We start from the raw sequence: 26433 nt of genomic DNA on the forward strand, positions 1-26433 counted from the left end.
CCCGGCGGGGGTCCCCTTTGCTCCTACCTGGCAGCTGCGTCGCGGGGCAAACGGGTGGGTGGGTGGGAGACATCCGCCGCGAAGCGGCGGGTCTGTTTGTGCTCGCACGAGGGGGGGAGGGGCGGAGGCACCCCGAGGTTGCCCCGCCCCGGCCCTCGCTTCGAGGGGCGCCGTCCGTGGTTAGCCGGTCGCCACGAGCCGGGTCGCCGTACCGATGCCGGACGCGTTGCCGTCGGCGTAGAGGATCAGTTCACCGTCGGGCCGGCGCACGATGGTGTCGTCGGCCCGGGGGCTGTCGGTGAAGTCGCCGCCGCTGACGATGAGGGCGTGCTTCCACCGGCTGTTCGGGCCCTGCCACTTGTGCTCGCCCCGGGGGGCTCCCGTGCCGGTGAAGTCCTGGTACTGCGACAGTCTGCCGTCGGACCAGCGCACGACGAGGTCCCAGTCGTCGTCGCCCGAGTACTGGCCGGCGGTGATCTGGGTGGCGCGCTTCCACGTGCCGGCCTCGGAGGTGCCCGCCGGGACGACCTTGATCTCCTTGCCCAGCTTCTTGTTGGCCCCGGTGTTCCGATACATCGTGACCTCGCCGTCCGACCAGCGCACGACCAGGTCGTCCTGCGCCTTGTTGCCGCCGAAGCGGCCCGCGGTCATCACCTCGGCGTGCTTCCAGGTGCTGTTCGCGGCGGCCAGCCGGTACTCGCCGTGGAAGCCCTTCTCGTCGACCGACGGGTAGAGCGTCACCTCGCCGTCCGACCAGCGGACGATCAGGTCCGAGCCGGCGTCACCGGTGAAGTCACCCGCGACGACCTGCTCGGCGTGGTCGCGCCACAGGGCGGTCGGGCCCTGGACCTTGAACTCCTTGTCGAAGTGGTTCTTCTTCCTGCCCGCGCCGCGGTAGACGCTCAGCTCGCCGTCCGACCACATGACGAACATGTCCGTCCGCTCGTCGGAGGCCGGGCCGTCGGGGGCGAAGTAGCCGTTGGCGATGGACTTGGCGTGCTTCCACGTACCGGCTGGGGGCAGCACCGGGTCGGTCATCGGCGGCGGGTTGATGCTCGCCGGCTGCTTGCCCGCCTTCGCGGCGTCGTAGATCCGCTTGACGTCGTTGCCGAAGTACGAGGAGTACGACGTGTCGGCGCTGTGGCCGCCCGTCATCCAGCCGCCGGTCACCCCGATCAGCTTCGCCGGCTCGCCGCCCGCCGTGATGAAGGGGCCGCCGGAGGTGCCGCCGACGTAACCGTCGCAGTTGATCTCGGTGAAGGTGCCGCCGCGCCAGAGCCGGCCGCCGCTGTCCTTGGTGTTGTCGGCCGTGTACTTCTTCGTCGGCGTGGTGCAGCTGAGCGGGTCCTGCTTCGGCTTGTACTTGCCGCCGCCGTACAGGTACGGGTAGCCGATGGCGTGCACGGTGTGCTTGAAGCCGGTGTTGAAGCCCATCGGGACGGCCCCGACGACGTTCTCGACCTGCTTGCCGTCGCTGCGCGGCTCGGTGGCGAGGAACGCGACGTCGACCCCGGTGAAGTTCTCCTCGCTCTTCCTGGACCCGGTGTAGCCGGGGTCCTTGAAGATGCCGGCCTTCTTGATGGGGAACATGCCGTGCGGCATGGGGCTCTTCGCGCTGTGCTGCGGCACGAAGATCAGGTTCTTCTGGTCGTCGCTGTCGAAGCAGTGCGCCGCCGACACGACCAGGTTCTTGCCCGGGGACGGGACGACGGTGCCGCCGCAGAAGCGGTAGTCGTAGCGGTCCGGGAAGTCGTTGCCCGCCTTCTGGGCCCAGTAGAAGGTGCCGACTTCCTTGATGCCCTCGAAGGTGTGGGAGGGCGAGCGCTGCATGCCCTTGCGCGGCGCCTGCTCCTTCCCCGCTTCGGCGTCCCCGGCCGCCGCGGCCTCGCGGGTCTGCTGCTGCTCGACCGGCTCGGCCTCGGCCATGCGCTCCGGCGTCCAGAACTCTTCGAGCGCGCGGGCCAGTTCCTGGTCAGGGACCTGGGAGGGCGGCTTCGAGGGCTGGGAAGAGGGCTTCGTCGGCGTCGGGTCCTGAGCGGACCACGCCGGGGCCGCGGCGGCCAGGAGTGCGGCCGCGACGGCTGTCGCAGTCAGACTGCGTCTCAATCTCACAGTGGTGTTCCCCCACGAAAAACGGACCCCGGGCAACCGGGGTCCGATCGGTACAGACCAATCGAGAAGGTACGTTACGCATGCATCTGATGATGTGTCGATCTGATCGGAGAACGCAGTGGGGACGACGGGGCGGCTCGCCCGGAGCGGAACGCGCGCGGGGGCGCTCGCGGCAGGGGCGCTGCTTCTGACGGTGGGCTGCTCCGGCGGCGCCGGCGACAGCGGACCCGCGAAGGACGACCCCAATCCGCTGCGCGCCTTCCGCGCCTGGCTGAAGACGGACGACTCCGGTCGCGACGACGCGCTGGCGGGCCACGCGCTGCACATCAGCCTCGGCTACCGGCCCGGTGACCGCGACGGAGTCGTCAGGGTCCTCACGGACTACGGACCCTGGGGCGAGGCGGAGGGACAGGTCGGGCCGCTCGCCGGGGCGTTCACGGAGTGGTGGGACGAGGACCCCGCGGCCGGCAGCGCCCGCATCCTCGGGCAGGGCGGGAAGACGGCGAGGACGGTCACGCTGTACGACGGTGACAAGCCGTCGAACCTCGCGGCGGAATTCCGCTCCTGGACGGCGAAGAACGCCCCGGGCGGCGCACGCCTCGCCCCGCACGTCACCGAACTCACCATCGGTTACGGGGCGAAGGGCCCCGGCGCGGTCACCGTGGCGACGGACTACCGCACGTACGAGGACAAGGAGACCCGCAAGAACGTCGACGCCCTGGGGAAGGCGTTCGCCGACTGGTGGGACGGCGACGAGGGCGCGGGAACGGTCACGGTGACCAGCGAGGACCAGGGCACCCGAGCCGAGCGGAAACTGTCCCACGCGTGAAGCCCTCGTCTCCCGGCCGCCGTTGCCAAGGGACAATGGCCCCGTGCGATACCGCGTCCTGGGGCCGACCCGAGCCGTCCGCGCCGACGGAACCACCGTTCCCGTCGGCGGCGCCCGCCTGCGCGCCCTCCTGACCGCGCTCGCCCTGCACGCGGGGCGCCCCGTCCCCGCCCCGGCCCTGGTCGACGAGGTGTGGACCGGCGAACCCCCCGCCGACGCGGCCGGCGCCCTGCAGGCGCTGGTCGGGCGGCTCCGCAGAGCCCTCGGCGCGGACGCCGTCGCCTCGGTGGACGGCGGCTACCGGCTCAGCGCGCGCCCCGATGACGTGGACGCGTTCCGGTTCGACCGGCTGGTCGGCGAGGGCGGGCGCGCCCTTGCCGACGGCGACCCGGCGAAGGCCGCCGCCGTCCTGGACGACGCGCTCGCCCTGTGGACCGGCGAACCCCTCGCCGACCTGCCGGAACGCACCGCGGACACCGCCCGCCTGCACGCCCGCCACCTCGACGCCCGGCGCGCCAGGACGGCCGCGGCCCTCGCCCTGGGCGAGGGGGAGCGGGTCCTGCCCGAGCTCGCCGCCCTGTGCGAGGCCCACCCCCTCGACGAGTCCCTGCACGTCCTGCGGCTGCGCGCACTGCGCGACACGGGGCGCCCGGCGGAGGCGCTCGCCGCGTACGACGGCATACGCCGCGAGCTCGCGGACCGGCTCGGGGCCGACCCCGGACCCGAACTGAGCGGGCTCTACGAGGAGTTGTTGCGGGGCGATGCGGTCGTGCCCGCTCCGGCGCGCGGCCGCCCCGCCGGTAACCTACGGGCCCGGCTCACCTCGTTCGTCGGACGCGAGGCCGACATCGACGTCCTGCGGGACGACCTCGCGCGGGCCCGGCTCGTCACCCTGCTCGGGCCCGGCGGGGCCGGCAAGACGCGGCTGTCGCAGGAGGCCGCCGAGGCCGTCGCCCCAGGTCTGCCGGACGGCGTGTGGCTCGCCGAGCTCGCGCCGGTCGAGGACCCCGCGGACGTCCCCGCGGCCGTCCTCACCGCGCTCGGCGCCCGCGAGACCGTGCTGCGCGGCGCCGGCGCCGAGGAGCTGCGCGCCCTCTCCGAGCGGCACGGCGAGGACCCCGTCGCCCGGCTCGTCGAGCACTGCGCCGCGCGCCGCATGCTGCTCGTCCTGGACAACTGCGAGCACGTCGTCGACGCGGCCGCCCGCCTCGCCGACGAACTCCTCGCCCGCTGCCCCGGCCTGACGGTCCTCGCCACCAGCCGCGAACCCCTCGGCGTACCGGGCGAGTCGCTGCGGCCCGTCGAGCCGCTGCCCGAACCGGTGGCGGTGCGCCTCTTCGCCGAGCGCGGCGCCGCCGCACGGCCCGGGTTCACCGTCGAAGGGGACGCGGCGGCCGTCGCCGAGATCTGCCGCAGGCTCGACGGTCTGCCGCTCGCCATCGAGCTGGCCGCCGCCCGCCTGCGGCTGCTCACCCCGCGCCAGATCGCCGACCGCCTCGACGACCGCTTCCGTCTCCTCACCAGCGGCGCCCGCACGGTCCTGCCCCGCCAGCAGACGCTGCGGGCCGTCGTCGACTGGTCCTGGGACCTCCTGGACGACGCCGAGCGGACCGTGCTGCGACGGCTTTCGGTCTTCGCGGGCGGCTGCGATCTGACCGCGGCGGAGGAGGTGTGCGCGGCCGCCGGGAGCACGTACGACGTCGCCGACCTGCTGGGTTCCCTCGTCGACAAGTCCCTTGTCGTGGCGGCCCCTTCGGAGGCGAACGGCAGCGGCATGCGCTACCGGCTCCTGGAGACCGTCGCCGAGTACGCGGGCGAGCGGCTCGACGAGGCCGGCGACCGGGCCGCGGCCGAGCGGGCGCACCTCGTGCACTACCGCGAGGTCGCCAGGACCACCGATCCCGAGCTGCGCGGCCGCGGCCAGCAGGCGGCCGTGGAGCGGCTTGAGATGGAGTACGAGAACCTGCGCACCGCCCTGCGGCACGCGCTCGCCGCGCGGGACGAGCAGGAAGCGCTCTGCCTCGTCCTGTCCCTCTCCTGGTACTGGCAGATGCGCGGGATGCGCATGGAGACCCGCAACTGGTCCCGCGACGTCACGGCCCTCGGCCCCGACCCCTTCGCCCCGCCCGTCGCCCCCGCACCCCCGCTCCACGAGTCGTGCACGGCCGCGCCCCCGCCGATGAGCCCCGAGCTCCTGGTGGAGGCCCGCCGGGGCGCGCACCTGATGCACCTCTCCTGCATGGAGCTCGAACTGGTCGACTGGCAGTCGCCGGAGGCGACGGAGAAGCTGGCCGGCATCCGGCGCGCCTACCGGCCCGGCCTCCCGCAGACCTGCCGCACACCCGGCAACCTCTGGTTCTACGCCGTGCTGCTCGGCGGCGACATGGACCTGCTGCGCGTCACCCTCGACGAGACCGTCGCCGCGTGCCGTGCCTTCGGCTACGACTGGGAGCTCGCCGCCGCCCTCCAAATGCGCGCCAACATCCTCGCCAACCGGAGCGACTGGACGGGCGACGCCATCCGCGACGCGGACGAGGCGCTGCACGGATTCCGGCGGCTCGGCGACGTGTGGGGCATCGCGGAGGCGCTCTCCGCGCGCGGCGAATCCCGGGAGCGGCGCGGCGAGTTCACGGCGGCCGCCGAGGACTACGAAGCCGCCGTCGAGTACGCCGAACAGCTCGGTGCCCAGACCCAGGTGGGCCTGCTCAAGGCCCGCCTCGGCGCGATCCTCACGGACTCGCCGGAGCGGCGGGACCTCTTCGACCGGGGCGAGGCGATGCTGCGGGGAATCCTCGACGAACCGGGCAGGCACCACACCGGCGAGGTCATGCCCGCGGCCCGGCTCTTCCTCGCCTGCGCGCTGGGCCACGACCGCCGCACCGCCGAGGGGCGCGAGCAACTGCGGCTGCTGCGGCAGGAGTTCAACGGCATCGGTTACGCGGTCTTCGACAGCTCCGTGCTCGGCATCGGGGCCTGGCTCGACCTACTGGACGGGCGGTACGCCGAGGCGCTCGCCGGGGCGCGCGAGGCCTTCGAGAAGGCCCTCGACCCGCTGTCGCGGATGGTCGCGCCGCAGATGGTCTCGGTCCAACTGTCGCTCGTCGCGTGGGCGCTGGCCGGGGGCGGGAACGGGAACGGGGGCGTGTCCGGGGCCGGGGGCGGTGCCCGTGCGTACGACGCCGCGCGGATCCTCGCGGTCGCCGACCGGGAGCTGCCGCCGCGCCACGTCGCGACCACGATGGAGCGGGAGATCTGCGAGGGCGCGCGGGAGCGGTGCAGGGCCGCGCTCGGGGACGACGCTTTCGAAGCGGCGTACGCGAAGGGCGGCGGCCTCTCCCTGGAGGAGACCACCGCCCTGTGCGCCACGTGGGCCGAGTGACGCGCCCCGACGGGGGATCGGCTGACCCGGTGCTCAGTTCTTCGTGCGGAACTTGTGGATCGCGATCGGCGCCATCACCAGCGTGAGCGCCACCGACCAGCCGACCGTCACCCACACGTCGTGCGCGACGGGGCCGCCGACCATCAGGCCGCGCGCGGAGTCCGCGAGCGAGGACAGCGGGTTGTAGTCGGTGAAGCCCTGCAGCCAGCCCGGCATCGACTGCGTCGGCGCGAAGATCGACGAGCCGAACTGCAGCGGCATCAGGACCAGGAAGCCCATCGCCTGCACGGACTGGGCGCTCTTCATGGAGACGCCGAGGACCAGGAAGATCCACATGATCGACGTGCCGAACAGGGCGGAGAGGCCCACGGCGGCGAACAGGCCGAGCCAGTTCGTGATGTCGAAGCCCACCAGGACACCGACGATCATCATGATCGTCGTCGCGATGAGCAGCCGCATCAGCTCCACCACGATCTTGGCGAACAGCACCGAGCCCTGACCGATCGGCAGGGTACGGAAACGGTCCATGATGCCGTTCTGGAAGTCCTGGTTGAAGCCGGTGCCGACGGCCATGGCGATGTTCATGCTCATCATCGCCATCATGCCGGGGACCACGTACTGCACGTACTGGTCCTGGCCGCCGCCGAGCGCCTGCCCGATGGAGCCGCCGAAGACGTACACGAACAGGAGCGTGAAGACGATCGGCATCAGGACCGCGTCGAACATCGACTCCGGGTCCTGCCGGATCCACAGCAGGTTGCGGCGGACCAGGGCGCTGGTGTGGCGGACGTGGCCGCGCAGGCCGATGCGGGAGTCCGCCTCCCCCGTCTTGAGGGGGGCGGCCGTGAGTGTGGTGGCGCTCATACGGCGACCTCCTCAAGCTCGTTCTCGGACGGACGGGCGTCCTGCGGGGCACTGGCCTTCTGGCCGGTGATGGAGAGGAACACCTCGTCCAGGCTGGGCAGTTCGGTGGCTATCGAGCCGATCGTGATGCCGCGCGCGGTGACCGCGCCGACCACGGCGGTCAGCTGCTCGTCGCTGAGGATCGGCACGAGGACCGTGCCGGTCTCGACGTCGACCGTCGAGGTGGCGAGGCCGGTCAGACCGAGGTCGTCGAGGGCGTTCGCCAGCGGGCGCAGCTCCAGGGGGTCGGCCGGGCGGACGCGCAGGGTGCGGCCGCCGACCTTCGCCTTCAGCTCCTCGATGCCGCCGTTGGCGATGACCTTGCCGCGGTCGATGACCGTCAGCTCGGAGGCCAGTTGCTCGGCCTCCTCCATGTACTGGGTGGTGAGCAGCACGGTCACGCCGTCGCCCACCATGCGCTTGACCTCGGCCCACACCTCGTTACGGGTACGGGGGTCGAGCCCCGTCGTCGGCTCGTCCAGGTACAGGACGGCCGGGCTGCCGATCATCGACGCGGCGAGGTCGAGGCGGCGGCGCATACCGCCCGAGTACGTGTTCGCCGGGCGCTTGGCGGCCTCGGTCAGCGAGAACCGCTCCAGCAGGCCGTCGGCGCGGGACCTGGCCTCCTTGCGGGACAGGTCGAGCAGCCGCCCGATCATGTACAGGTTCTCCCGGCCGGAGAGCTTCTCGTCCACCGACGCGTACTGGCCGGTGAGGCCTATCACGCGGCGGAGCTGGCGGGGCTGGCGGACCACGTCGTACCCGGCGACGAGGGCGGTGCCCGCGTCCGGGGTGATCAGGGTCGAGAGGCAGCGTACGAGGGTCGTCTTACCGGCGCCGTTGGGCCCGAGCACACCGAGGACGGTGCCCTCGCGCACGTCGAGGTCCACGCCGTCCAGAGCTTTGGTCGCGCCGTAGTGCTTGACCAGTCCCCTTACGGTGACCGCGCTCCCTGCGCCGCCGGGGTTCATGTCGATTCGCGTCATGCCCACAAGGTGTCAGACCCCACCGACAAACGACCGACATCCCACCGACAGCGGGGCCTCGCGGGGTCGGTGACGGGACTCGCCCAACACAGGCCCCTCCCCCGGGGGCTGCACTTTCGCCCGCGCCCGGGCGGGCCCGCTCCCGCTCCTGCCCCGCCGCTCCGCGCCGGATGTTTCCCGTCCGTCCACTTGTCTGCCCGGTGCGGGTCTTCCTGTCCCGCCGCTCCGCGGCGGATGCCTCCCACCCACCCACCCGTTCGCCCCGCACCGAACGGCACTGTAGGGGCGCCTCCCGGCGCCTGACTTGCGGTGGGTTCTTCCCCGCCCGCCGATCCGCTCGTGTGGCGCGCACGGATCGGAATTGTGGGCCCACACGCCCACCCGCCCGCGCGTCGCGCACGGATCGGAACCGTAGATGTCCCTACCTGTGCCTGACTCGCGGGGCAAACGGGTGGGTGGGTGGGGAGCATCCGCCGCGAAGCGGCGGGACAAGAAGACCCGCAGCCGCCCCACCGCCCAGGGGCGAGAACCGGCAGCCCGTCGACGGGGGAAGATCGACGGGCTGCCGTCGTGCCGCGGTGGTCTCAGGCGGACGTCCAGGCGGACGTCCAGGCGGACGGCGGGGCGGACGTCAGGGGAGCCGTCCGCCCCCACGGCCTCAGTGGACCGCGTGCTCCGGCGCCGGGAACGCGCCGCCCACGACGTCCTCCGCGAACGCCTTCGCCGCGCCGGCCATGACGTTCCGCAGCTCCGCGTACTGCTTGACGAAGCGCGGCATCTTTCCGCCGGTCAGGCCCATCATGTCCGTCCAGACCAGGACCTGCGCGTCGCACTCGGAGCCCGCCCCGATCCCGACGGTCGGGATGTGCAGGGAGCGGGTGACCTCGGCGGCGAGCTCCGCGGGGACCAGTTCCAGGACGACCGCGAAGGCGCCCGCGTCCTGCGCGGCCTTCGCGTCGTTCAGGAGCCGGTGCGCGGCCTCGTCGCCGCGGCCCTGCACCCGGTAGCCCATGGTGTTCACGGACTGCGGGGTCAGGCCGAGGTGCGACATGACGGGGATGCCGGACTGGACGAGCAGCTCGGTCTGGGCGAGGGAGCGTTCACCGCCCTCCAGCTTCACCGCGCCGACGCCCGCCTCCTTCACGAGGCGCGTCGCCGACCGGAGCGCCTGGACGGCGCCCTCCTGGTACGAGCCGAACGGCAGGTCGCCGACGATCAGGGCGCGCGAAGTGCCCCGTACGACCGCCGCGGACAGCATGGTCATCTCGTCGAGGGTGACGGGCACGGTCGTCTCGTACCCCAGGTGGCAGTTGCCCGCCGAGTCGCCGACGAGCATGACGGGGATGCCCGCCTCGTCGAAGACGGACGCGGTCATCGCGTCGTAGGCGGTGAGCATGGGCCACTTCTCGCCGCGCTCCTTGGCGGCGGTGATGTCGCGCACAGTGATGCGCCGGGTGCCCTTGCCGCCGTACAGCGCCTTGCTGCTGTCGGGGCTCCTGGGGGCGTCGGCGCTTTTCTGGGCAGCCGAAAGCTGCGTCATCGCAACGGCTCCTTCTGTCATCTCGAGGCGCCCTGACGGCGTCCCCGGATCACCTCCATGGTGGCACCACGTGCCGCCCCGGGGCTAGTGGGAGTTCCGACAGCGGTTTCGGCGCAGGGCGGGGCCGGGTTGTGCGCATTTCGTCACAGAGGGCGCTCTCCCCGGCAGATCAGGAACCCCTCGCGCCGCCCCGGACGTCATGGTGCCTGTACGGCCGTCGTGGACGGCAGGGACGACACCGGATCATCGCCTAGGGTTTCAGGGGGCGGGACAGACGGTGTGCACGGCAGGCAGTGAGGCGACGACAGCATGGCGCAGGCGTACATGACGGAGACGGGCAGCGGCGGCTCGGGCCCCGAGCGTCCGGGGTCCCGGTTCCGCCGCCTGCTCGACGGCTGGCGGGGCGACCCGGGCATCTGGCGGCGCGGTCTCGTCACGGCGGGCGCCGCGGTCCTGATCGCGCTGGTGATGCTCTTCCACGCGCAGATCCCCAACAACGTGGGCAACCTCGGCAGCCTGACCGAGACCTTCCTGCCCTGGCTCGGCGTCTTCATCCCGGTGCTGCTCGTCATCGCGGTGGTCCGCAAGTCCGCCACCGCGCTGATCGCCCTGCTGCTGCCCCTGATCATCTGGATCAACTCGTTCGGCGGCCTGATCACCGGCAAGTCGGGCGGCACCGGCGGCGACCTGACCGTGGCCACGCACAACGTGAACGCGGACAACCCCGACCCGACCGGCACCGCCCAGGACGTCGCCTCCTCCGGCGCCGACGTCATCGCGCTGGAGGAGCTCACCGCGGACGCCGTCCCCACGTACGAGAAGGCACTGGCGGGCGAGTACAAGTACCACTCGGTGAAGGGCACCGTCGGCCTGTGGAGCAAGTACCCGCTGACCGACGCCAGGCCCGTGGACATCAAGCTGGGCTGGGTGCGGGCGATGCGGGCGACGGTCAACACGCCCAAGGGCGACGTCGGTGTCTACGTCGCGCACCTGCCCTCGGTCCGCGTGAAGCTCGACGCGGGCTTCACCGCCAACCAGCGCGACAACAGCGCCGACGCGCTCGGCGAGGCCATCGCCGACGAGAAGCTCGGCAAGGTCGTCCTGCTCGGCGACCTCAACGGCACGATGAACGACCGCGCCCTGAACGCGGTCACCTCGCAGATGCGCTCCACGCAGGGCGCGGCGGGCGACGGCTTCGGCTTCAGCTGGCCCGCGTCGTTCCCGATGGCCCGCATCGACCAGATCATGGTCAAGGGCGTCGAGCCGGTCTCCTCCTGGACGCTGCCGGAGACAGGCAGCGACCACCTGCCGATCGCGGCACGGGTCGACCTCTCGTCGTAACGTCCGATCCTCGTAACGTCCGCGTGGTCCGCATGTGACCGCACGGTCGCGATCTCACGGAATACTGGGTGGGCGAGGGTTTGTTCCGTACGTAAACTTACGGATTCCCCTTTCTTTCGCAGCGCGCATCTCAGCGCGCACCACACCCCCACACCGCACCGCCCCCGTTCCGTGGAAGGTACTTCTTCATGCCCCTGGCCCTGCTCGCCCTCGCCGTGGGCGCCTTCGGCATCGGCACCACCGAGTTCGTGATGATGGGCCTGCTGCCCAACGTCGCCGACGACCTGCACCTGTCCATCCCCACCGCGGGACACCTCGTCTCGGCGTACGCGCTGGGCGTCGTCATCGGCGCCCCGCTTCTCGCCGCCGTCACCGCGAAGCTGCCGCGCCGCCGCGTCCTCATCGGCCTGATGGTGCTCTTCGTGGTCGGCAACGCGCTGTCGGCGGCGGCCCCCGACTACCACCTGCTGATGGCTGCCCGCTTCCTCAGCGGGCTGCCGCACGGCGCGTTCTTCGGGGTCGGCGCGGTCGTCGCCACCGGGCTCGTCGCCCCCGAGCGCAAGGCCCGCTCGGTGTCCCTGATGTTCCTCGGCCTGACCGTCGCCAACATCGTGGGCGTACCGGTGGCCACGGCCATGGGGCAGCAGCTCGGCTGGCGCGCCACGTTCCTCGCGGTGAGCGCGATCGGGCTCGCGGCCATCGCCGCGCTCGCCCTCCTGGTCCCGGCCGACCACGGCCACGGCGACGCGACGGGCCTGCGCGGCGAGCTCCGCGCGCTGCGCAGTCTCCCGGTGTGGCTGGCGCTCGGCACGACCGTCGCCGGCTTCGGGGCGCTCTTCGCGGCGTACAGCTACATCACGCCGATGCTGACCGACGCGGCCGGTTACGCCGAGTCCAGCGTCACGCTGCTCCTCGCGCTGTTCGGCGTGGGCGCGACGGCGGGCAACCTGCTGGGCGGACGCCTCGCGGACCACTCCCTGCGCGGCACGCTCTTCGGCGGACTCACGGCGCTGGCCGTCGTCCTCGCGCTCTTCCCGCTGCTCATGAGCGCCGGATGGAGCGCGGCGCTCGGCGTCGCCCTGCTCGGCATGGCGGCGTTCACGACGGGCTCGCCGCTGCAGCTCATGGTCATGGAGAAGGCCGCGGCGGCCCCGTCCCTGGCCTCCTCGGCCAACCAGGGCGCCTTCAACCTCGCCAACGCGGGCGGCGCCTGGATCGGCGGCCTCGCCCTCGCGGCCGGCTTCGGCGTGACGTCCCCGGCGGTGACCGGCGCCCTTCTGGCGGTCCTGGGCCTCGGCGTCGCGGGCCTGGCGTACGCGGTGGACCTGCGGCGCGGTCCCGTACCGGGTACGGAGCGGGTCGTGGCCTCGTCGGCCGAGCAGCGCGAACCCGCCCGCCACTGACGCGCCACCCACCCACCCGCACCGGGCGGCGCCCTACAGCCCCCGCCCGGTGCGGGGCAAACGGGTGGGTGGGTGGATGGGAAGAAGATCCGCCGCGAAGCGGCGGCTCAGTACACCGCCACTCCTCAGCCGGCGGCGGACTCGCGCCAGCGGTTGGTGATGGGCAGGCGGCGGTCCTTGCCGAAGCCCTTCGCGGAGATCTTCGTCCCCGGCGGGTACTGCCGCCGCTTGTACTCGGCGGTGTCCACCATCCGCAGCGTCTTGACGACCAGCTCCCGGTCGTACCCGGCGGCCACGATCGCGTCGGCGCCCTGGTCCCGGTCGACGTAGAGCTCCAGGATCGCGTCCAGGACCGGGTAGTCGGGGAGCGAGTCCGTGTCGACCTGGTCGGGGCGGAGTTCGGCGCTCGGCGGCTTGGTGATGGAGTTCTCCGGGATCGGCGGCGTCTGCCCCCGCTCCCGCGCCGAGCGGTTGCGCCACTCGGCGAGCCGGAAGATCGCCGTCTTGTAGACGTCCTTGATCGGGCCGTACGCCCCCACGGAGTCGCCGTACAGCGTGGAGTACCCGACCGCCAGCTCGGACTTGTTGCCCGGCGCGAGCACGATGTGCCCCTCCTGGTTGGAGAGCGCCATCAGCATCGTGCCGCGCAGCCGCGACTGGAGGTTCTCCTCGGCGAGCCCGGTGAGCCCCAGCGAGCCCATGTACGCGTCGAACATCGGGGCGATCGGCACGGTGCGGAAGTTGAGCCCGGTGCGCCGCGCCAGCTCCTCCGCGTCGCTGATGGAGTGGTCGGACGAGTAGCGGGACGGCATGGCGACGCCGTACACGTTCTGCGCGCCCAGCGCGTCGCAGGCGATGGCGGCGGTGAGCGCCGAGTCGATGCCGCCGGAGAGGCCGATCAGGACGCTGCTGAAACCGTTCTTCGCGGCGTACGCGCGCAGCCCCACGACGAGCGCCGAGTACACCTCCTCGTCGTCGTCGAGCCGCTCGGCGTACCCGCCGGTGAGCTCGGCCTCGTACGCGGGAAGCGGCTCCTCCGACAGCGTCACGTGCTCGATGCGCAGCCCGTCGTCCACGACGCCGGACGGCGGCACGGGCGCGGCGGCCGGCAGGTCGAGGTCGAGGACGACACAGCCCTCGGAGAACTGCGGGGCACGGGCGATGACTTCGCCGTCCTTGTCGACGACGATCGAATCGCCGTCGAAGACCAGCTCGTCCTGCCCGCCGATCATCGCGAGGTACGCGGTGGTGCAGCCGGCCTCCTGCGCGCGCTTGCGCACGAGTTCGAGGCGCTGGTCGTCCTTGTTCTGCTCGTACGGCGACGCGTTGATGGAGAGCAGCAGGCCCGCCCCCGCGCTGCGCGTCGCCGGTACGCGGCCGCCGTCCTGCCAGAGGTCCTCGCAGATGGCGAGCGCGACGTCGACGCCGTGCACCCGCACGACCGGCAGCGTCTCGCCCGGCACGAAGTACCGGAACTCGTCGAAGACGCCGTAGTTGGGCAGGTGGTGCTTGGAGTACGTCAGGACGCACTCACCGCGGTACAGCACCGCCCCCGCGTTGCGCGGGGCGCCCGCGGGCTGGCCGAACTTCGGCTTGGCCTCCTCGGTGCGGTCGAGATAGCCGACGACGACCGGCAGCTCTCCGAACCCCTCGTCCCGCAACCGCACGGCGAGCGCGCGCAGCGCCGCCCGGGATGCCTGAACGAAGGACGAACGCAGCGCGAGGTCCTCGACGGGATAGCCGGTCAGCACCATCTCGGGGAACGCGACGAGATGCGCCCCCTGCTCGGCGGAGTGCCGGGTCCAGTGGACGATCGCCTCGGCGTTCCCGGCGAGATCACCGACGGTCGAGTCGATCTGATTCAGAGCGAGGCGTAGTTGAGGCACGGAATCAGTGTAATCGTCAGAGCGACGCGATGCCTTGCTGGGGGCCGGGCCGGGGGTGTCACACGAGCGGGCCGACCGCGCCCGTGTGGGCTGCGGGGGGACGGGCGGTGCTCCCGGACGGTGGGTCCGGCCGGTTGTCCGGGAGCACCGGTTTTTCGGCTCCGGTATGCGGAGCCGCCCGTCAGCTCCGGTAGCCGAGGACCGTCATCATTCCCGCCTCCGCGTGGTACACGTTGTGGCAGTGGATCATCCACAGGCCCGGGTTGTCCGCCTCGAAGTCCACCGTCAGGGTGCTGTTCGGCAGGACGATCGCGGTGTCCTTGCGGGGGCCGCCCGGGGTGTTCGCCAGGGCGAAGGTGTGGCCGTGCAGGTGCACGGGGTGCCACATCGATGTCGAGTTGGCGAAGGTCAGACGGACCCGCTCACCGGCGCGGACGGGGTGGCGCCGGCCGGGGGAGTAGGGCTTCTTGTCGAAGGCCCAGTCGTACGCGGCCATGCCGCCCGTCAGTTGCAGCCTGATCGTGCGGTCCGGCTTGCGGGAGGGCAGGGCGACCGACTCGTGCGCCCGCAGCTCGGCGGCGGTCAGGAGGCGGCCCTTCAGCTCGCCGGGGCGCGTCGACGCGGTCGGCGCCGCCCCGCCGCCCGTGCGCAGCACCGCGAGCGCCGCCGCCTTCTTGCCCTCGGCGACGGCGGTCAGCGGGAAGACGCCGTCCTTGGCGGTGACCAGCACGTCGTACCGCTCGCCCATGCCGATGAGCAGCGCCTCCGCCCTCGCGTGCCGCACGGGGAAGCCGTCCGTGTGCGTCACCGTCATCGCGTGGCCGCCGAGGGCCACGCGGAAGGCCGTGTCCCCGCCGGCGTTGATGATGCGGAGGCGGATGCGGTCGCCGGGGCGGGCGCGGAACTGCGAAGGTGCCGCGGGCGTGCGCCCGTTGATGAGGTAGTGCGGGTAGGCCACGTCGCCCGCGTCGCCGCCCAGCAGGTCACTCTTGGCGCCCATCATCATGCGGGAGGGGCCGGACGGGGCGTTCGACATGTCGTGCCCGCCGTGGCCGCCGGAGGCCCCGCCGCCCATGTCGTGGTCGGCCATGCCCTTGCTCAGCTCCGCGAGCACGCCGTCCGGGGTCGAGCCGTCCACTCCGTCGACCCAGTCGTCGAGGACGATCACCCACTCCTTGTCGTACTTCAGCGGCTCCTTCGGGTCCTCGACGATCAAGGGTGCGTACAGCCCGCGGTCCTGCTGGGTGCCGGAGTGCGGATGGAACCAGTACGTCCCCGGGTGGGGCACCGCGAAGCGGTAGGTGAAGTCCGCTCCGGGCTTGATGTCCTGCTGGGTGAGGCCGGGGACGCCGTCCATGTCGTTGCGCAGGGCGATGCCGTGCCAGTGCAGGGAGGTGGCCTGCGGGAGGTGGTTGGCGAGAGTGAGGGCGAGGGTGTCGCCCGCGGTGACCCGGACCTCCCGGCCGGGGAGCCGGTCCCCGTACGCCCACGTCCTGACCTCGGGGCCGCCCAGGTCGAGCCCGGTCTCCACCGCCGTCAGCCTCACCTCGCGGGTCCGGCCGCCGCTGCCCCGCTTCTTCTCGGCGGCCGCGACCTCCTCGCCCGCCGGGGCCACATAGCCCTCGGGCCCGGCCGCGCCGCCCCGGCCGTGTCCGCCGTGGCCGCCGCCCCGGTCCGCGTCGGAACACGCCGTCAGGACTCCCGCCCCGGCGACGGCGGCCGCGACGCCGAGCACGGCGCGCCGCGAGGGAGCGACGCCTGAGGAGATGGCGCGCGAGGGGATGACGCGCGAGGGGATGACGTGTGAGGGAGAAGCTTCTTTACGCATGGCTGGGTGACACCTCGTCGTGATGGTGCGTGCAGATGGGCGCATCCGCTGCTTCTGGTGCACCGCTCGACCCCCGCGGGTCCCCACCGGGACACCGCGAGTTCGGCGGGCAGCGCGAAGCAGCCGGTGCGCAGGCCTAGATGCGCAGCACCGACAGACGGGAGAGGAGTATGCGAGGCGGCGGCGGGTTGGGCCGCAGAACGTGGAGGAGCCGCCCGGGAGCGCGCGAACGGGCGATGCCCGGGCCGCGCCGCAGCAGTCCGGCCCGCACCAGCACGGCGAGCGTGAAGGCGCCCAGCACCGCCAGGCACACGGACAGCGGGTCCATCGCCATCCCACCGTCGTGCGACCCGGAGGCGGGACCGGCCGCGGACACGGCCACGCCCATGTCACGGTCCCCGTGACGCCCGGGGTCCATCTCGGGGTTCATCTCGGGGTTCATGAGGTCCCCGTGACGCCCGGGGTTCATCGGGTCCCCGTGGCCGGCGTCCGCCCGGTGCTCACCGACCGTGCCGCCCATGCGACCCCGGCCCTCACCGAGGCCGTCCGGCGCACCGGCCGCACCGGCCGCACCCGCAAGGGACTCACCGGCCACCTGCCGGTCACCCCCGTGCCGGGCGCCCCCATGCCCCCCGCCGGAACCCCCCGAAGGATGCCCCAGCGTATGCATGGTCACGATCCCGAAGAGCAGCGCGACGAGCAGCAGCCACTGCCCGTGCCCCGTGCGGCTCCTCGTCCTCGCCATGAGGCGCACCCTACCCCCGCCGGGTATCCGGCGACATGCGGGCCCCCGCCGCTCCGACGATCATGAGCGCATGACGAAAAAGGACGAACCGGGGCAGACCGAGCAGACCGGTGCGGGAACCCTGCCGGAGCCGGACCCGGCCATTCCGCGGCAGTTCATCTCCTGGCTGACGCTCGCCCTGATGACCACCGCGTCCGTGGCCAGTCTCCGCCCCTCGCCCTCCATGGCCATCTACGGACTGGCCGCCGTCTTCCTCTACCTCCTGCCCGCCGTCGTCTTCCTGCTCCCCACCGCCCTCGTCGGCGCCGAGCTCGCCTCCGGGTGGTCCGGCGGCATCTACCGCTGGGTGAGCGAGGCCCTCGGCAAGCCGCTCGGGTTCGTCGCCGTCTGGTGCCAGTTCGCCATGACCATCGCGTACTACCCGAGCCTGCTCGCCTACGTCGCCTCGACGTTCGCGTACGTCGTCCATCCGAGCCTCGCCGAAAACGGCCTCTACGTAGCGATCGTCATCGTCGTCATCTACTGGACCGGCGTCTGGGTCACGTGCCGGGGGACCAGGACAGTCGCCGGCCTGTCCTCCTGGGGGCTCGTCATCGGCACCCTCGTCCCCGGTGTCGTCCTCGTCGCGCTCGGCATCGTCTTCCTGGGACAGGGCAACCCGTCCGCCGCGCCCATGAGCACCGACCACTGGCTGCCCCCGTGGACCGGCCTCGCCAGCCTGGTCCTCATCGTCAACAACTTCCTCTCCTACGCGGGCATGGAGATGAACGGCGTCCACGTGTCGTCGCTGCGCCACCCCCGCTCCGAGTACCCCCGCTCGATCTTCCTCGCCACCGGCCTCGTCCTGCTGATCTTCATCCTTCCGGCCCTGGCCATCAGCTGGGTCATGCCGTCGGGGGAGCTCAGCCTCACCGCCGGTCTGATGCAGGCCTTCCAGGCCTTCTTCGACCACTTCCACGTCGGCTGGCTGACGAAGGTCGTCGGCATCATGCTGGTCATGGCCGCGCTCGGCGGCATGCTCACCTGGCTCGCGGGGCCCGCGAAGGGGCTCGTGACGCTCTCCCGGCAGGAGGGCTATCTGCCGCCCGTCCTGCAGAAGTTCAACAAGGCGGGCGTCCCCCGGAACATCATGGTCGCGCAGGGCGTGATCACCACCCTGATCGGTGTCCTCTACGCCTTCAGCGACGACGTCTCCAGTGCGTACTGGATGTTCTCCGTCATCACCGTGCAGATCTACCTCATCGCGTATCTGCTGATGTTCGTCGCCGTCGTACGGCTGCGGAAATCTCATCCGGAAGTACCACGCGGCTTCGTGGTCCCCGCCGTGACGCTCGTGGCGTCCGTCGGCTTCGTCGCGTCGCTCATCGCGCTGGCCATCGGCTTCGTGCCGCCCGACCAGTTCGGCAAGGGCCCGCTCTGGCGCTATCTGCTGATCGTCGGCGGCGGCCTCCTCGCGCTCGGCGTCCTGGCGCCCGCGGCCTTCCTCAAGTACCGCAAACCCAGCTGGGTCCACCCCGAGCACCGGCCGGCCCATGCGCAGAAATAGCGTGTGCCCACCGGTGTCCTCCTCCAGGACGACAGCGGCCCCCATGGCGGCACAGCGGCCGCGGCAGCAGAAGCGCCGTCGACAGCCCCGTGACGACCGCCCCGGCAGACCCCTCCGGCCCGCCGCCGCGCGCGCCCTCACGGTCCTCCTGATGGCCGCCGCCCTCGCGTACAGCACGTGGACGGTCGAGGCCTTCCTGCCGACCGGGCTCTCGCCCCGCACGACGTACGTCAGTGAACTCGCCGCCGAGGACCAGCCGTACGGGACGTTCTTCCGCACCGCGGACTTCGTCGCGGGCCTGCTCGCCCTCGCGGGCGCGGCGGTCGCCCTGGCACGGCTGCCGCTCCGAGGGTGGTGGACCACGGCGGGCTGGGCGGGGCTCGCGCTGTTCGGGGCGGCCACGGCGGCCGACTCCCGTCTCCCGCTGAGCTGCGTGGCGACCGCCGACGCGGGCTGCGCCGCGCGCGAGCGGGCGGGCACCGTCCCCTGGACGCACTCCGCACACACCGTCAGCAGCAGCCTGGCGGTCATCGGAGCGCTGCTCGGCATGGTGCTGCTCACGGTCGCCGCACGTCGTCGCGCCGGTACGTGGCCGACCCTCGCGCGCACCGGGCCCCTCCTCGTCGTCCTCGAACTGGCCGCCACGGGTTGGACGCTGGCATCCGTCGCCGCGTTCGAGGCGGGGCGGGGGACGTGGTGGCTCGGGATCGGCCAACGCCTCCAGGTGCTGTTGATCGCGGTATGGCTGGTGACGCTGGCACGGTCCGTGTTGAAAACGGCAAAGGTTCCGCCTTCGGAGGCGGGGCGGGAGTGACCTTCGTACGCGTCGGGGGAGTCCCGCACCATGTCGAGGTGACCGGGAGCGGGCCGGTGTGCGTGCTCAGTGCGGGGCTCGGCCTCGGCTGGTTCGACTGGGAGCCGGTGGTCCCGTTCCTGACCCCGCACCGGACCGTCGTCCGCTTCGACCGCCCCGGCCTCGGCCTCAGCGGCCACGCGCGCGTGGCACCCACTTTGCGGAGCGAGGCGGACCGCGTCCGACGCGTCCTCGACGCGGTACGGCTCGGCGCGGAACCGGTCACGGTGGTCGGCCACTCCCTCGCCGGATTCCACGCGGAGGCGTTCGCGAGGCTGTATCCGGAACGTACGGAGGGACTCGTCCTCGTCGACTCCAGCGTCGAGGAGCGGCCGCGCGCCCTGCTGCCGCGCGGGGTCCGGGTGGCGGCCACGCGCGCGTGCGGCACGCTGCTGTGCGCGGCGGGCCTGCCACGGGCGACGGGCCCCGCACTGCGACGCCTGGCGGCACCCACCCCTTGGGCCCGGGTGTACGGAAGCAGCCGCGTGTGGCGGGCGACGCTCATGGAGTACGCGACGTACGCCGACGTGGCACATGAACTCACCGCACTCCGGCTCCGCGCGGCCCTGCCGGGCGGGGTCCCGGTGGCGGTACTCGCAGCCTACGCGGGAGGTTCACGCCGCTGGCTCACCCGCCAGCACCGGCTGGCCCGCCACCTCGACGCGACCTTCCACGTCGCCGAGCCGTCGGGCCACCTGGTGATGCACGACCGCCCGGACACGGTCGCAAGAACAATCCTGACGACAACACCATGACGAAACGCCCCCGCACCCGACAACCGGGCCCCGCCAGGGGCGCCCTCAGGGGCGCGGGGAACTGCGCGAGCAACCACAGCAGGCCCGCACCCGAGGAGCGGCCCGTTCAGGGGCGCGGGGAACTGCGCGAACAACCACGACCGACCCGCACCGGACAACCGGCCCCGTCAGGGGCGCGGGGAACTGCGCGACCGGAGCACCCGGACACTGTCCCGGATCACGATGTGCGTGCCGAGGACATGGCGTTCCTGGCCCGCGGCCGGAGAACCGGAGAGGGCGCGGCGCACCGCCGTGCGGCCCATTTCCTCCGCGGGGATGTGGACGGTCGTCAGACCGGGGGTGATGTCACCGGCCACCGGGTCGTCGTTGTAGCCGACCACCGACATGTCCTCCGGCACCCGCAACCCGTACTCCCGCAGCGCGATGATCGCCGCCGCCGCGGCCCGGTCGTCGCCCGCGAAGACCGCCGTGAAGTCGGGCCTGCCGTCCGACCTGTCGAGCAGCTCCCGCATCGCCCGATAGCCGTGGTTCTGCCCGAAACCGATGCCGTGGAGGACGGCCTCCTCGCGCGGCACCCCGTGGTCCGCGAGCGCCCGGAGGTAGCCGGCGAGCCGGTCCTCGCCGGTCGTGTTGCCCGGCTCGTAGCCGAGCAGCGCGATCCGCCGGTGCCCGGCGCCCAGGAGGTGGCTGGTCACCGCGTGGGCGCCCGCTTCGTTGTCGTACTCGACGACCAGCGCCGGCATGTCGGGCGTCGGCGCGGGACGCCCGCACAGGACGAGCCGGGAGCCCGCCGCCGCGAGCGCCTCGGCGTACCGCGCCATCCGCTGCCGGTACTCGTCGTCCTGGACGGCGCCGCCCACCAGCATCACGGCCTCGGCGGCCTGTTCCCGCATCATCTGGACGAGGGCCAGCTCGCGCGACGGGTCGCTGCCCGTGGACGCGACCAGGGTGAGGCGGCCCCGCTGGGCGGCCTCCACCTCCACCCCCTGCGCGACCTGTGCGTAGAACGCCCCGACCACGTCGTACATGAGCACCGCGATCGTCTTGCGGCCCGCGCCCGCCAACGCGCGCGCGTGCGCGTTGGCGACGTAGTCCAGGTCCTTGACCGCGCGCAGCACCTTGGCGCGCGACGCCGTGGACGTCGGGTAGTTGCCCGCGAGCACCCGCGATACCGTCGCCACCGAGACGCCCGCGCGCGCGGCCACCTCGCGGATGGTGACCCGCTCACCCACTGTGTCTCCCTCTCCTGGCCATCGGCCATCGGCCATCGGCCGGCCGCCGTCCGGCGGCCAACCCGCCGGGCCCGGGGCCGACTTGCCTCGCGGCGCCCGCCCCGGGACCCATCATCCCGCGCCCCGCCGCCGGGTCAGTGCGCGGCCTCGTACTCCTTGAGGAACTCCTCGGCGGCCCGCTTGCCGCCCTGCGACCGCCACTTGCCGTAGATGCCGTCCCAGTCGGAGAGCTTCTTGCGGCCGGAGACGATCGCCGTCACGCCGTCCTCGATGACCTGCTGCATCGAGGCGCCCTGCCGGTTGTACGTGTCCGACATGAGGCCCCAGTGGTCGTCGGGCACGAGGAGCGGGACGACCTTCTTCTCCCAGGCGTGCAGCCGCTCGGTGAGGCCGGGGAAGCCGGGGAAGTACAGGGGCTGCGGCGCGTCCATGAGGTACGGGAAGGGCAGGTTGGTCCTGGAGTCGATCAAGCCGAGCTCGGTGGCGACCGGGTCGCCGTCCTTGTTGTACTCGAAGTGGGTGCCCTCCACTCCGTAGTGCATCAGCTCGTACTCCTTCGAGCCGAACGGCGAGGCCAGCCAGTCGAGCACCCGCAGCATCAGCCGCACCCGCTCCTTGGAGGCCTTCTTGATGACGGTGTAGCCGAAACAGCCGCGGTTCTGCTGGTAGACGGGTGTGGCGCCGTCGACCGTGTAGGGCTCGGCGACGTCGAGGGTGAACTCATCCTTGATGCCCTGGGCGTTGGAGACGACGGCGCCCCAGCCGTCGGTCATCGAGCGGACGGTGCCGTTGTGGAACTGGGTCTTCAGGTCGACCTGGGAGATCGACGTGGCGTCCGGGTTGTACGAGCCGGCCTCGCGCATCCCGGCCATGTACTCAAGGGCGGCCTTGAACGCGTCGGTCCCGTACATGTCGGTGACCTTGCCGTCCTTGATCTGCCACTGGCTGGGCGCGCCGTGCCACATCGCGTGGTACATGTAGCCGAAGAAGCCCACCGTGGACGCGCCGAGGGCGTATTTCCTGCCCTGCGAGGCCTCCTTCGCCATCGTCCGGAAGTCGGGCGCGGACATCCCCGGCTCGTACCCGGCCCGGTCGAACGCCTCGCGGTTGATGAACATCGCGCCCTGCACCTTGGCGCGCTCGATCGGCAGGCCGTAGATGCGCCCGGCGATGCGGCCCATGCCCTCCCAGGCGTACGTGGGGATGTTGGCGAGGTTGGGATAGTCCTTGACCGCGTCGCCCGACAGGTGCTCGCTCAGATCGGCGCACCGCGACTTCACGAACTGCGACTCGCGCGGCAGGACGTAACCACCCCCGAAGTTGATCATGTCGGGCAGGTCGTCGCCCGACATGAGGGTGGACATCTTGGCGCGGAAGTCCGCGTCCGGCACGACGGTGAACTCGACCTCGACACCCAATGCTTCGTTGACGGCCTGCCAGTACTCGTTGCGGCCGACCGGCTTCGGCGGGGTGCCGTAGGTGATGGTCATGACCTTGATCTTCTGCTTGCCGGTGCCCGGCTTCTCGCTCGTCGCCCGCACCAGCTTCTGCGGGTACTTCGTGTACCCGGGCTGGACGCCCTCGGCGGTCGGCGGCAGGTCGGGGGTGGGGCCCTTCGCCGGCGTGTAGGTCGGCCAGGGTGCCGCCTTCTTGCCCGCGTTGGCGACGTCGCCGCCCCCGCCGGAGCCGGTCGAGCAGGCGGTGAGGACGGACGGGGCGGCCAGGGCGGCGCCGCCGACGGTTATGGAGCGGAGCACGGTACGCCGCGACATCGAGGAACCGGACACGTGGATGAGCCCTTCTGGACGACGGGTTGAGGTATCAGCTCTTGATGGCGCCGGTGAGCACGCCCTTGGTGAAGTACTTCTGCAGGAAGGGATAGACGAGCAGGATCGGCACGGTGGCGATCACCAGGACGGCCATCTGCGTCGTCTGCGGGGCGGAGACCATGCCGGCCTCGCTCAGGCCGGTGTCGGCGATCTGGGAGCCGCCGATGACGTACGTACGCAGCACCTGCGACAGCGGCCAGTGGCCGGACTCCATGTAGATGGAGGCATGGAACCAGGCGTTCCAATAGCTCACGGCGTAGAAGAGGGAGACCACGGCGAGCGCGGCCTTGGACAGCGGGAGCACGATCCGCCACAGGATGTGCCAGTCACCGGCGCCGTCGAGCCGGGCGGCCTCGTACAACTCCTCGGGTATCCCCTGGAAGAAGCCGCGCAGCACGATCAGATTGAAGACGTTGATGAGGACGGGCGCGATCAGCGCGGCATAGGTGTCCATCATCCCCATCCCCTTGACCAGCAGGAACGCGGGGATCATGCCGGGCGGGAAGAGGAACGTGAAGAGGATGAGCAGCAGCACGGGCTTGCCGCCGAAGACACCGGGGCGTGCCAGGGCGTACGCGAGGAAGGTGGTGCACGCGAGCGAGAAGAGCGTGCCCACGACCGTGAGGCCGACGCTCACGCCGAGCGCCTTGGTGACGATGCCGCCGTCGAGGATGGTCCGGTAGGCGCGCAGCGTCGGATCGCTCGGCCACAGCACCCAGCCGCCGTTGTCCACGACCTCCCGGTTGGAGGCGAGCGAGGTCGAGACGATGACGAGGAACGGAACGAGCACGAGCGCGAGAACGACCGCCACCGCGACGGCCTTGGCGGTCTTGGTGGCGAACCGCGGCTTCTCCAGCCAGGCGGGCCTGGTGACCTGACCTGTACTCACTTGTAGACCCCCTGCTCGCCGAGCCGGTGGGCGATCCGGTTGGCGGTGAAGACGAGCGCCGCGCCGACGACGCCCTTGAACAGGCCCGCGGCCGCCGCGTATCCGGTGTCGCCGCCGACGATTCCCTGCCAGAAGACGAAGGTGTCGAGCACCTCGCCGACCTCCGGGCCGACCGACTGCCGCTGCAGCAGCATCTGTTCGAAGCCGACCGAGAGGATGTCGCCGAGCCGCATGATCAGCAGCAGGATGACGATGGGCCGGATGCTGGGCAGCGTGACGTGCCAGAAGCGCCGCCAGGGCCCGGCCCCGTCGATGGCGGAGGCCTCGTACAACTGCTCGTCGACCTGCATCAGCGCGGCGAGGAAGATGATGGTCCCCCACCCCGCGTCCTTCCAGATCACCTCCACGACGACGAGCGCCTTGTACGCGTCCGGATTGCCGATGATGTCGACGGTGTGCAGCCCCGAGTCGCTCAGAAATGTGTTCAACAGCCCTGTATCGCTCAGCACTTGCTGGAAGAGGGCCACGACGACGACCCACGACAGGAAGTGCGGCAGATAGATCACGGACTGCGTGAAACGACGCAGCAGATCCGAGGTCAGGCTGTGCAGGAGCAGCGCGAGGGCGAGCGGCGCGGGGAAGAAGAAGACCAGCTGCAGCACGGCGATGAACAGGGTGTTCCACGTCGCGTGCCAGAAGTCCGCATCACCGAACATCCGCGAGAAGTTCTCCGTGCCCACCCACGGGCTGGCCCAGAGGCCGTCGAAGGGGACGTACTCCTTGAAGGCCACCGCGTTGGCGATGAAGGCGCCGTAGTGGAAGACCAGGAAGTAGACGAGCCCCGGCACCATGAGCAGCACGAGGAAACGAGTGCGCTGAAACCGCTTCCACGCCGTATCACGTACCGATTTCCTGCCATCTGACCCGGTATGGCGCCTGCCGGGCGGCTTCACCGCCTCGGTTTCCGCCCGGTCCTTCGTCACCGTCGGCACGGCAACCCCTCCGTCGTCGGAATAAGGTGCCCGGAATCTAAAGCGGTTACTTCACCCGGTCAACCCCCTTCACCCGCCCGTCTCTTGACCACTCTCCCGATCCAGCCCTAACCTCCAGACGCTGGTTGGTAACCGGTTACTACGAGGGACGGTCACGCGTGGCAGATCAGGCAGAGCGGGCGGATCGGCGAGCAGGGAACGGCGAAGGCCCGCCCGTCACGGCCCTGGCCATGGGCGCCGAGGTCGCGGAGCGCGTGTTCACCCCGGACCTACGCGAACGGCTTGCCCGCAGCGTGCAGTTGACCGAGCCGCTGCTTTCCGGCCCCCTCACGACGACCGAGGCGGCGGCCGTCCTGTCCACGACCGAAGTACTGATCACAGGCTGGGGCTGCCCGCCCCTGACCCCGGGGATCCTGGCCTCCGCACCCGCCCTGCGCGCCGTCGTCCACGCGGCGGGCTCCGTCAAGCCGATGGTGACGGAGGCCGTGTGGGACCGCGGCATCATCGTCTCCTCGGCGGCGGACGCCAACGCCGATCCGGTGGTGGCCTTCACGCTCGCCGCGATCACGTTCGCGGCGAAGGGGGCGCTGCCGACCGCGGCGGCGTACGCGTCCGGGTGGCCGCCCTTCACCGACCGCACCGGAGCGGACGCGCGCACCATCGGCGTCATCGGCGCGTCCCGGATCGGCCGCCGCGTGATCACGGCGCTGCGCGCGTCGGACGCGGGCTTCCACGTCCTGCTCACGGACCCCTACGTGACCCGCGCCGAGGCGGCGGAACTGGGCGCCGAACCGGTGGACCTGCCCACGCTGTGCGAGCGCAGCAGCATCGTCACGGTCCACGCGCCCCAACTCCCGGAGACCCGGCACCTCCTGAACGCCGACATGCTGAAGCGCATCCCGGACGGCGGGGTCGTCATCAACACGGCGCGGGGCTCACTGGTCGACACGGAGGCGCTGGCGCGGGAGTGCGGGGCGGGGCGCCTGGACGCGTTCCTCGACGTCACGGACCCCGAGCCGCTCCCGGCGGACCACGTCCTCCTCCGCCTCCCCAACGTGCTGGTCACCCCGCATGTCGCGGGGGCACAGGGGAGCGAGGTGCGCAGGCTCGGGGAGTACGCGGTCTCCGAGGTCGAACGTTACGTCGCCGGGGTGCGGCTCCGGGGCCGCCTCCTCCGCGAGGACCTGGCCCGCCTGGCCTGACCTGGCCCCTGGGCCTTGAGCACACGCCTCTCCGGGGCGGGGCGAGTGGATCCGCCCTGCGCCGCCCCGCCCGGGTAGGAGCCCCAAGCCCGCCGCTCCGCGGCGGATACCTCCCACCCACCCACCCGTTTGCCCCGCGACGCAGCTGCCAGGTAGGGGCGAAGGCGGGGAACCCCCGCCGGC

19 protein-coding genes are annotated in these 26433 nt (G+C 71.8%); 8 read left to right on the forward strand and 11 right to left on the reverse strand.

The annotated features are described in order from the left end of the window. Positions 1-180: 180 nt before the first annotated feature. Positions 181-2106, reverse strand: a complete 1926-nt coding sequence (locus AB0H82_RS35495; RefSeq protein ID WP_362999657.1) for a trypsin-like serine protease — start codon at positions 2104-2106, stop codon at positions 181-183. Positions 2107-2230: 124 nt separating this feature from the next. Between AB0H82_RS35495 and AB0H82_RS35500 the strand changes: the two genes are divergently transcribed. Both AB0H82_RS35500 and AB0H82_RS35505 read left to right on the forward strand, forming a co-directional pair. Then, a complete protein-coding gene (locus AB0H82_RS35500; RefSeq protein ID WP_362999658.1) occupies positions 2231-2941 on the forward strand; it encodes a hypothetical protein in 711 nt (236 codons plus the stop codon). 43 nt (positions 2942-2984) lie between these two features. Next, positions 2985-6320, forward strand: coding sequence for a BTAD domain-containing putative transcriptional regulator (locus AB0H82_RS35505; protein ID WP_362999659.1), 3336 nt, complete (start codon positions 2985-2987; stop codon positions 6318-6320). A gap of 33 nt (positions 6321-6353) precedes the next feature. Here AB0H82_RS35505 and AB0H82_RS35510 read toward each other — a convergent pair whose 3' ends face one another. The 3 genes from AB0H82_RS35510 to panB all read right to left on the reverse strand — a co-directional run bounded on the left by AB0H82_RS35510 (position 6354) and on the right by panB (position 9749). Further along, positions 6354-7184: an ABC transporter permease gene (locus tag AB0H82_RS35510; RefSeq protein ID WP_362999660.1), complete on the reverse strand. Its 831-nt coding sequence runs from the start codon at positions 7182-7184 to the stop codon at positions 6354-6356. Further along, positions 7181-8209, reverse strand: a complete 1029-nt coding sequence (locus AB0H82_RS35515) for an ATP-binding cassette domain-containing protein (protein ID WP_362999661.1) — start codon at positions 8207-8209, stop codon at positions 7181-7183. The genes AB0H82_RS35510 and AB0H82_RS35515 overlap by 4 nt, the downstream gene beginning before the upstream one ends. 658 nt (positions 8210-8867) lie before the next feature. Next, on the reverse strand, positions 8868-9749 hold the full coding sequence (panB, locus tag AB0H82_RS35520; RefSeq protein WP_362999662.1) for a 3-methyl-2-oxobutanoate hydroxymethyltransferase: 882 nt from the start codon (positions 9747-9749) through the stop codon (positions 8868-8870). A 309-nt stretch (positions 9750-10058) separates the two neighbouring features. On the opposite strand from panB, the gene AB0H82_RS35525 reads away from it, so the two are divergent. Both AB0H82_RS35525 and AB0H82_RS35530 read left to right on the forward strand, forming a co-directional pair. After that, positions 10059-11090: an endonuclease/exonuclease/phosphatase family protein gene (locus tag AB0H82_RS35525; protein WP_362999663.1), complete on the forward strand. Its 1032-nt coding sequence runs from the start codon at positions 10059-10061 to the stop codon at positions 11088-11090. A 188-nt stretch (positions 11091-11278) separates the two neighbouring features. Beyond that, the gene (locus AB0H82_RS35530) at positions 11279-12493 is read left to right on the forward strand and encodes an MFS transporter (protein ID WP_362999664.1); all 1215 of its coding nucleotides are present in this window, start codon (positions 11279-11281) and stop codon (positions 12491-12493) included. Positions 12494-12618: 125 nt separating this feature from the next. On the opposite strand, the gene AB0H82_RS35535 is transcribed toward AB0H82_RS35530, so the two are convergent. The 3 genes from AB0H82_RS35535 to AB0H82_RS35545 form a co-directional block, all read right to left on the reverse strand. Next, entirely contained in the window at positions 12619-14379 is a 1761-nt protein-coding gene (locus tag AB0H82_RS35535) for an NAD+ synthase (RefSeq protein ID WP_362999665.1), read from the reverse strand. A gap of 181 nt (positions 14380-14560) precedes the next feature. After that, the gene (locus AB0H82_RS35540) at positions 14561-16207 is read right to left on the reverse strand and encodes a multicopper oxidase family protein (protein ID WP_362999666.1); all 1647 of its coding nucleotides are present in this window, start codon (positions 16205-16207) and stop codon (positions 14561-14563) included. 136 nt (positions 16208-16343) lie between these two features. After that, positions 16344-16952: a hypothetical protein gene (locus tag AB0H82_RS35545; protein ID WP_362999667.1), complete on the reverse strand. Its 609-nt coding sequence runs from the start codon at positions 16950-16952 to the stop codon at positions 16344-16346. Positions 16953-17022: 70 nt separating this feature from the next. Between AB0H82_RS35545 and AB0H82_RS35550 the strand changes: the two genes are divergently transcribed. The 3 genes from AB0H82_RS35550 (at position 17023) to AB0H82_RS35560 (ending at position 20106) form a co-directional block, all read left to right on the forward strand. Then, positions 17023-18498, forward strand: coding sequence for an APC family permease (locus tag AB0H82_RS35550; RefSeq protein ID WP_362999668.1), 1476 nt, complete (start codon positions 17023-17025; stop codon positions 18496-18498). 151 nt (positions 18499-18649) lie between these two features. Further along, complete coding sequence (locus AB0H82_RS35555; protein WP_362999673.1) at positions 18650-19312, forward strand: DUF998 domain-containing protein; 663 nt, start codon at positions 18650-18652, stop codon at positions 19310-19312. Further along, positions 19309-20106 carry an alpha/beta hydrolase gene (locus AB0H82_RS35560; protein WP_362999669.1) on the forward strand — a complete coding sequence of 266 codons (798 nt, stop codon included), beginning with the start codon at positions 19309-19311 and terminating at the stop codon, positions 20104-20106. Before AB0H82_RS35555 ends, AB0H82_RS35560 begins: the two co-directional genes overlap by 4 nt. 167 nt (positions 20107-20273) lie before the next feature. On the opposite strand, the gene AB0H82_RS35565 is transcribed toward AB0H82_RS35560, so the two are convergent. The 4 genes from AB0H82_RS35565 to AB0H82_RS35580 form a co-directional block, all read right to left on the reverse strand. Further along, the gene (locus AB0H82_RS35565; protein ID WP_362999670.1) at positions 20274-21338 is read right to left on the reverse strand and encodes a LacI family DNA-binding transcriptional regulator; all 1065 of its coding nucleotides are present in this window, start codon (positions 21336-21338) and stop codon (positions 20274-20276) included. Positions 21339-21472: 134 nt separating this feature from the next. Then, positions 21473-23110 (reverse strand): extracellular solute-binding protein, encoded by a 1638-nt coding sequence (locus AB0H82_RS35570; RefSeq protein WP_362999671.1) that lies wholly within the window; start codon positions 23108-23110, stop codon positions 21473-21475. A 49-nt stretch (positions 23111-23159) separates the two neighbouring features. Then, positions 23160-24056, reverse strand: coding sequence for a carbohydrate ABC transporter permease (locus AB0H82_RS35575; RefSeq protein WP_362999672.1), 897 nt, complete (start codon positions 24054-24056; stop codon positions 23160-23162). Next, entirely contained in the window at positions 24053-24907 is an 855-nt protein-coding gene (locus tag AB0H82_RS35580) for an ABC transporter permease subunit (protein WP_362999674.1), read from the reverse strand. Before AB0H82_RS35580 ends, AB0H82_RS35575 begins: the two co-directional genes overlap by 4 nt. Positions 24908-25278: 371 nt before the next feature. On the opposite strand from AB0H82_RS35580, the gene AB0H82_RS35585 reads away from it, so the two are divergent. Next, a complete protein-coding gene (locus AB0H82_RS35585) occupies positions 25279-26250 on the forward strand; it encodes a hydroxyacid dehydrogenase (protein WP_362999675.1) in 972 nt (323 codons plus the stop codon). The last annotated feature ends 183 nt before the right edge of the window (positions 26251-26433 follow it).

It is taken from the genome of Streptomyces sp. NPDC050732 (genome assembly GCF_040654255.1).
Lineage (GTDB): Bacteria > Actinomycetota > Actinomycetes > Streptomycetales > Streptomycetaceae > Streptomyces.

Coding starts and splice junctions, on each gene's coding strand:
- AB0H82_RS35570 (WP_362999671.1), bottom strand. CDS start 23,110: ATGTCGCGGCGTACCGTGCTCCGCTCCATAACCGTCGGCGGCGCCGCC.
- AB0H82_RS35550 (WP_362999668.1), top strand. CDS start 17,023: ATGACGAAAAAGGACGAACCGGGGCAGACCGAGCAGACCGGTGCGGGA.
- AB0H82_RS35510 (WP_362999660.1), bottom strand. CDS start 7,184: ATGAGCGCCACCACACTCACGGCCGCCCCCCTCAAGACGGGGGAGGCG.
- AB0H82_RS35515 (WP_362999661.1), bottom strand. CDS start 8,209: ATGACGCGAATCGACATGAACCCCGGCGGCGCAGGGAGCGCGGTCACC.
- panB (WP_362999662.1), bottom strand. CDS start 9,749: ATGACGCAGCTTTCGGCTGCCCAGAAAAGCGCCGACGCCCCCAGGAGC.
- AB0H82_RS35525 (WP_362999663.1), top strand. CDS start 10,059: ATGGCGCAGGCGTACATGACGGAGACGGGCAGCGGCGGCTCGGGCCCC.
- AB0H82_RS35530 (WP_362999664.1), top strand. CDS start 11,279: ATGCCCCTGGCCCTGCTCGCCCTCGCCGTGGGCGCCTTCGGCATCGGC.
- AB0H82_RS35545 (WP_362999667.1), bottom strand. CDS start 16,952: ATGGCGAGGACGAGGAGCCGCACGGGGCACGGGCAGTGGCTGCTGCTC.
- AB0H82_RS35580 (WP_362999674.1), bottom strand. CDS start 24,907: ATGGTGCCGGGGCTCGTCTACTTCCTGGTCTTCCACTACGGCGCCTTC.
- AB0H82_RS35585 (WP_362999675.1), top strand. CDS start 25,279: ATGGGCGCCGAGGTCGCGGAGCGCGTGTTCACCCCGGACCTACGCGAA.
- AB0H82_RS35540 (WP_362999666.1), bottom strand. CDS start 16,207: ATGCGTAAAGAAGCTTCTCCCTCACACGTCATCCCCTCGCGCGTCATC.
- AB0H82_RS35555 (WP_362999673.1), top strand. CDS start 18,650: ATGGCCGCCGCCCTCGCGTACAGCACGTGGACGGTCGAGGCCTTCCTG.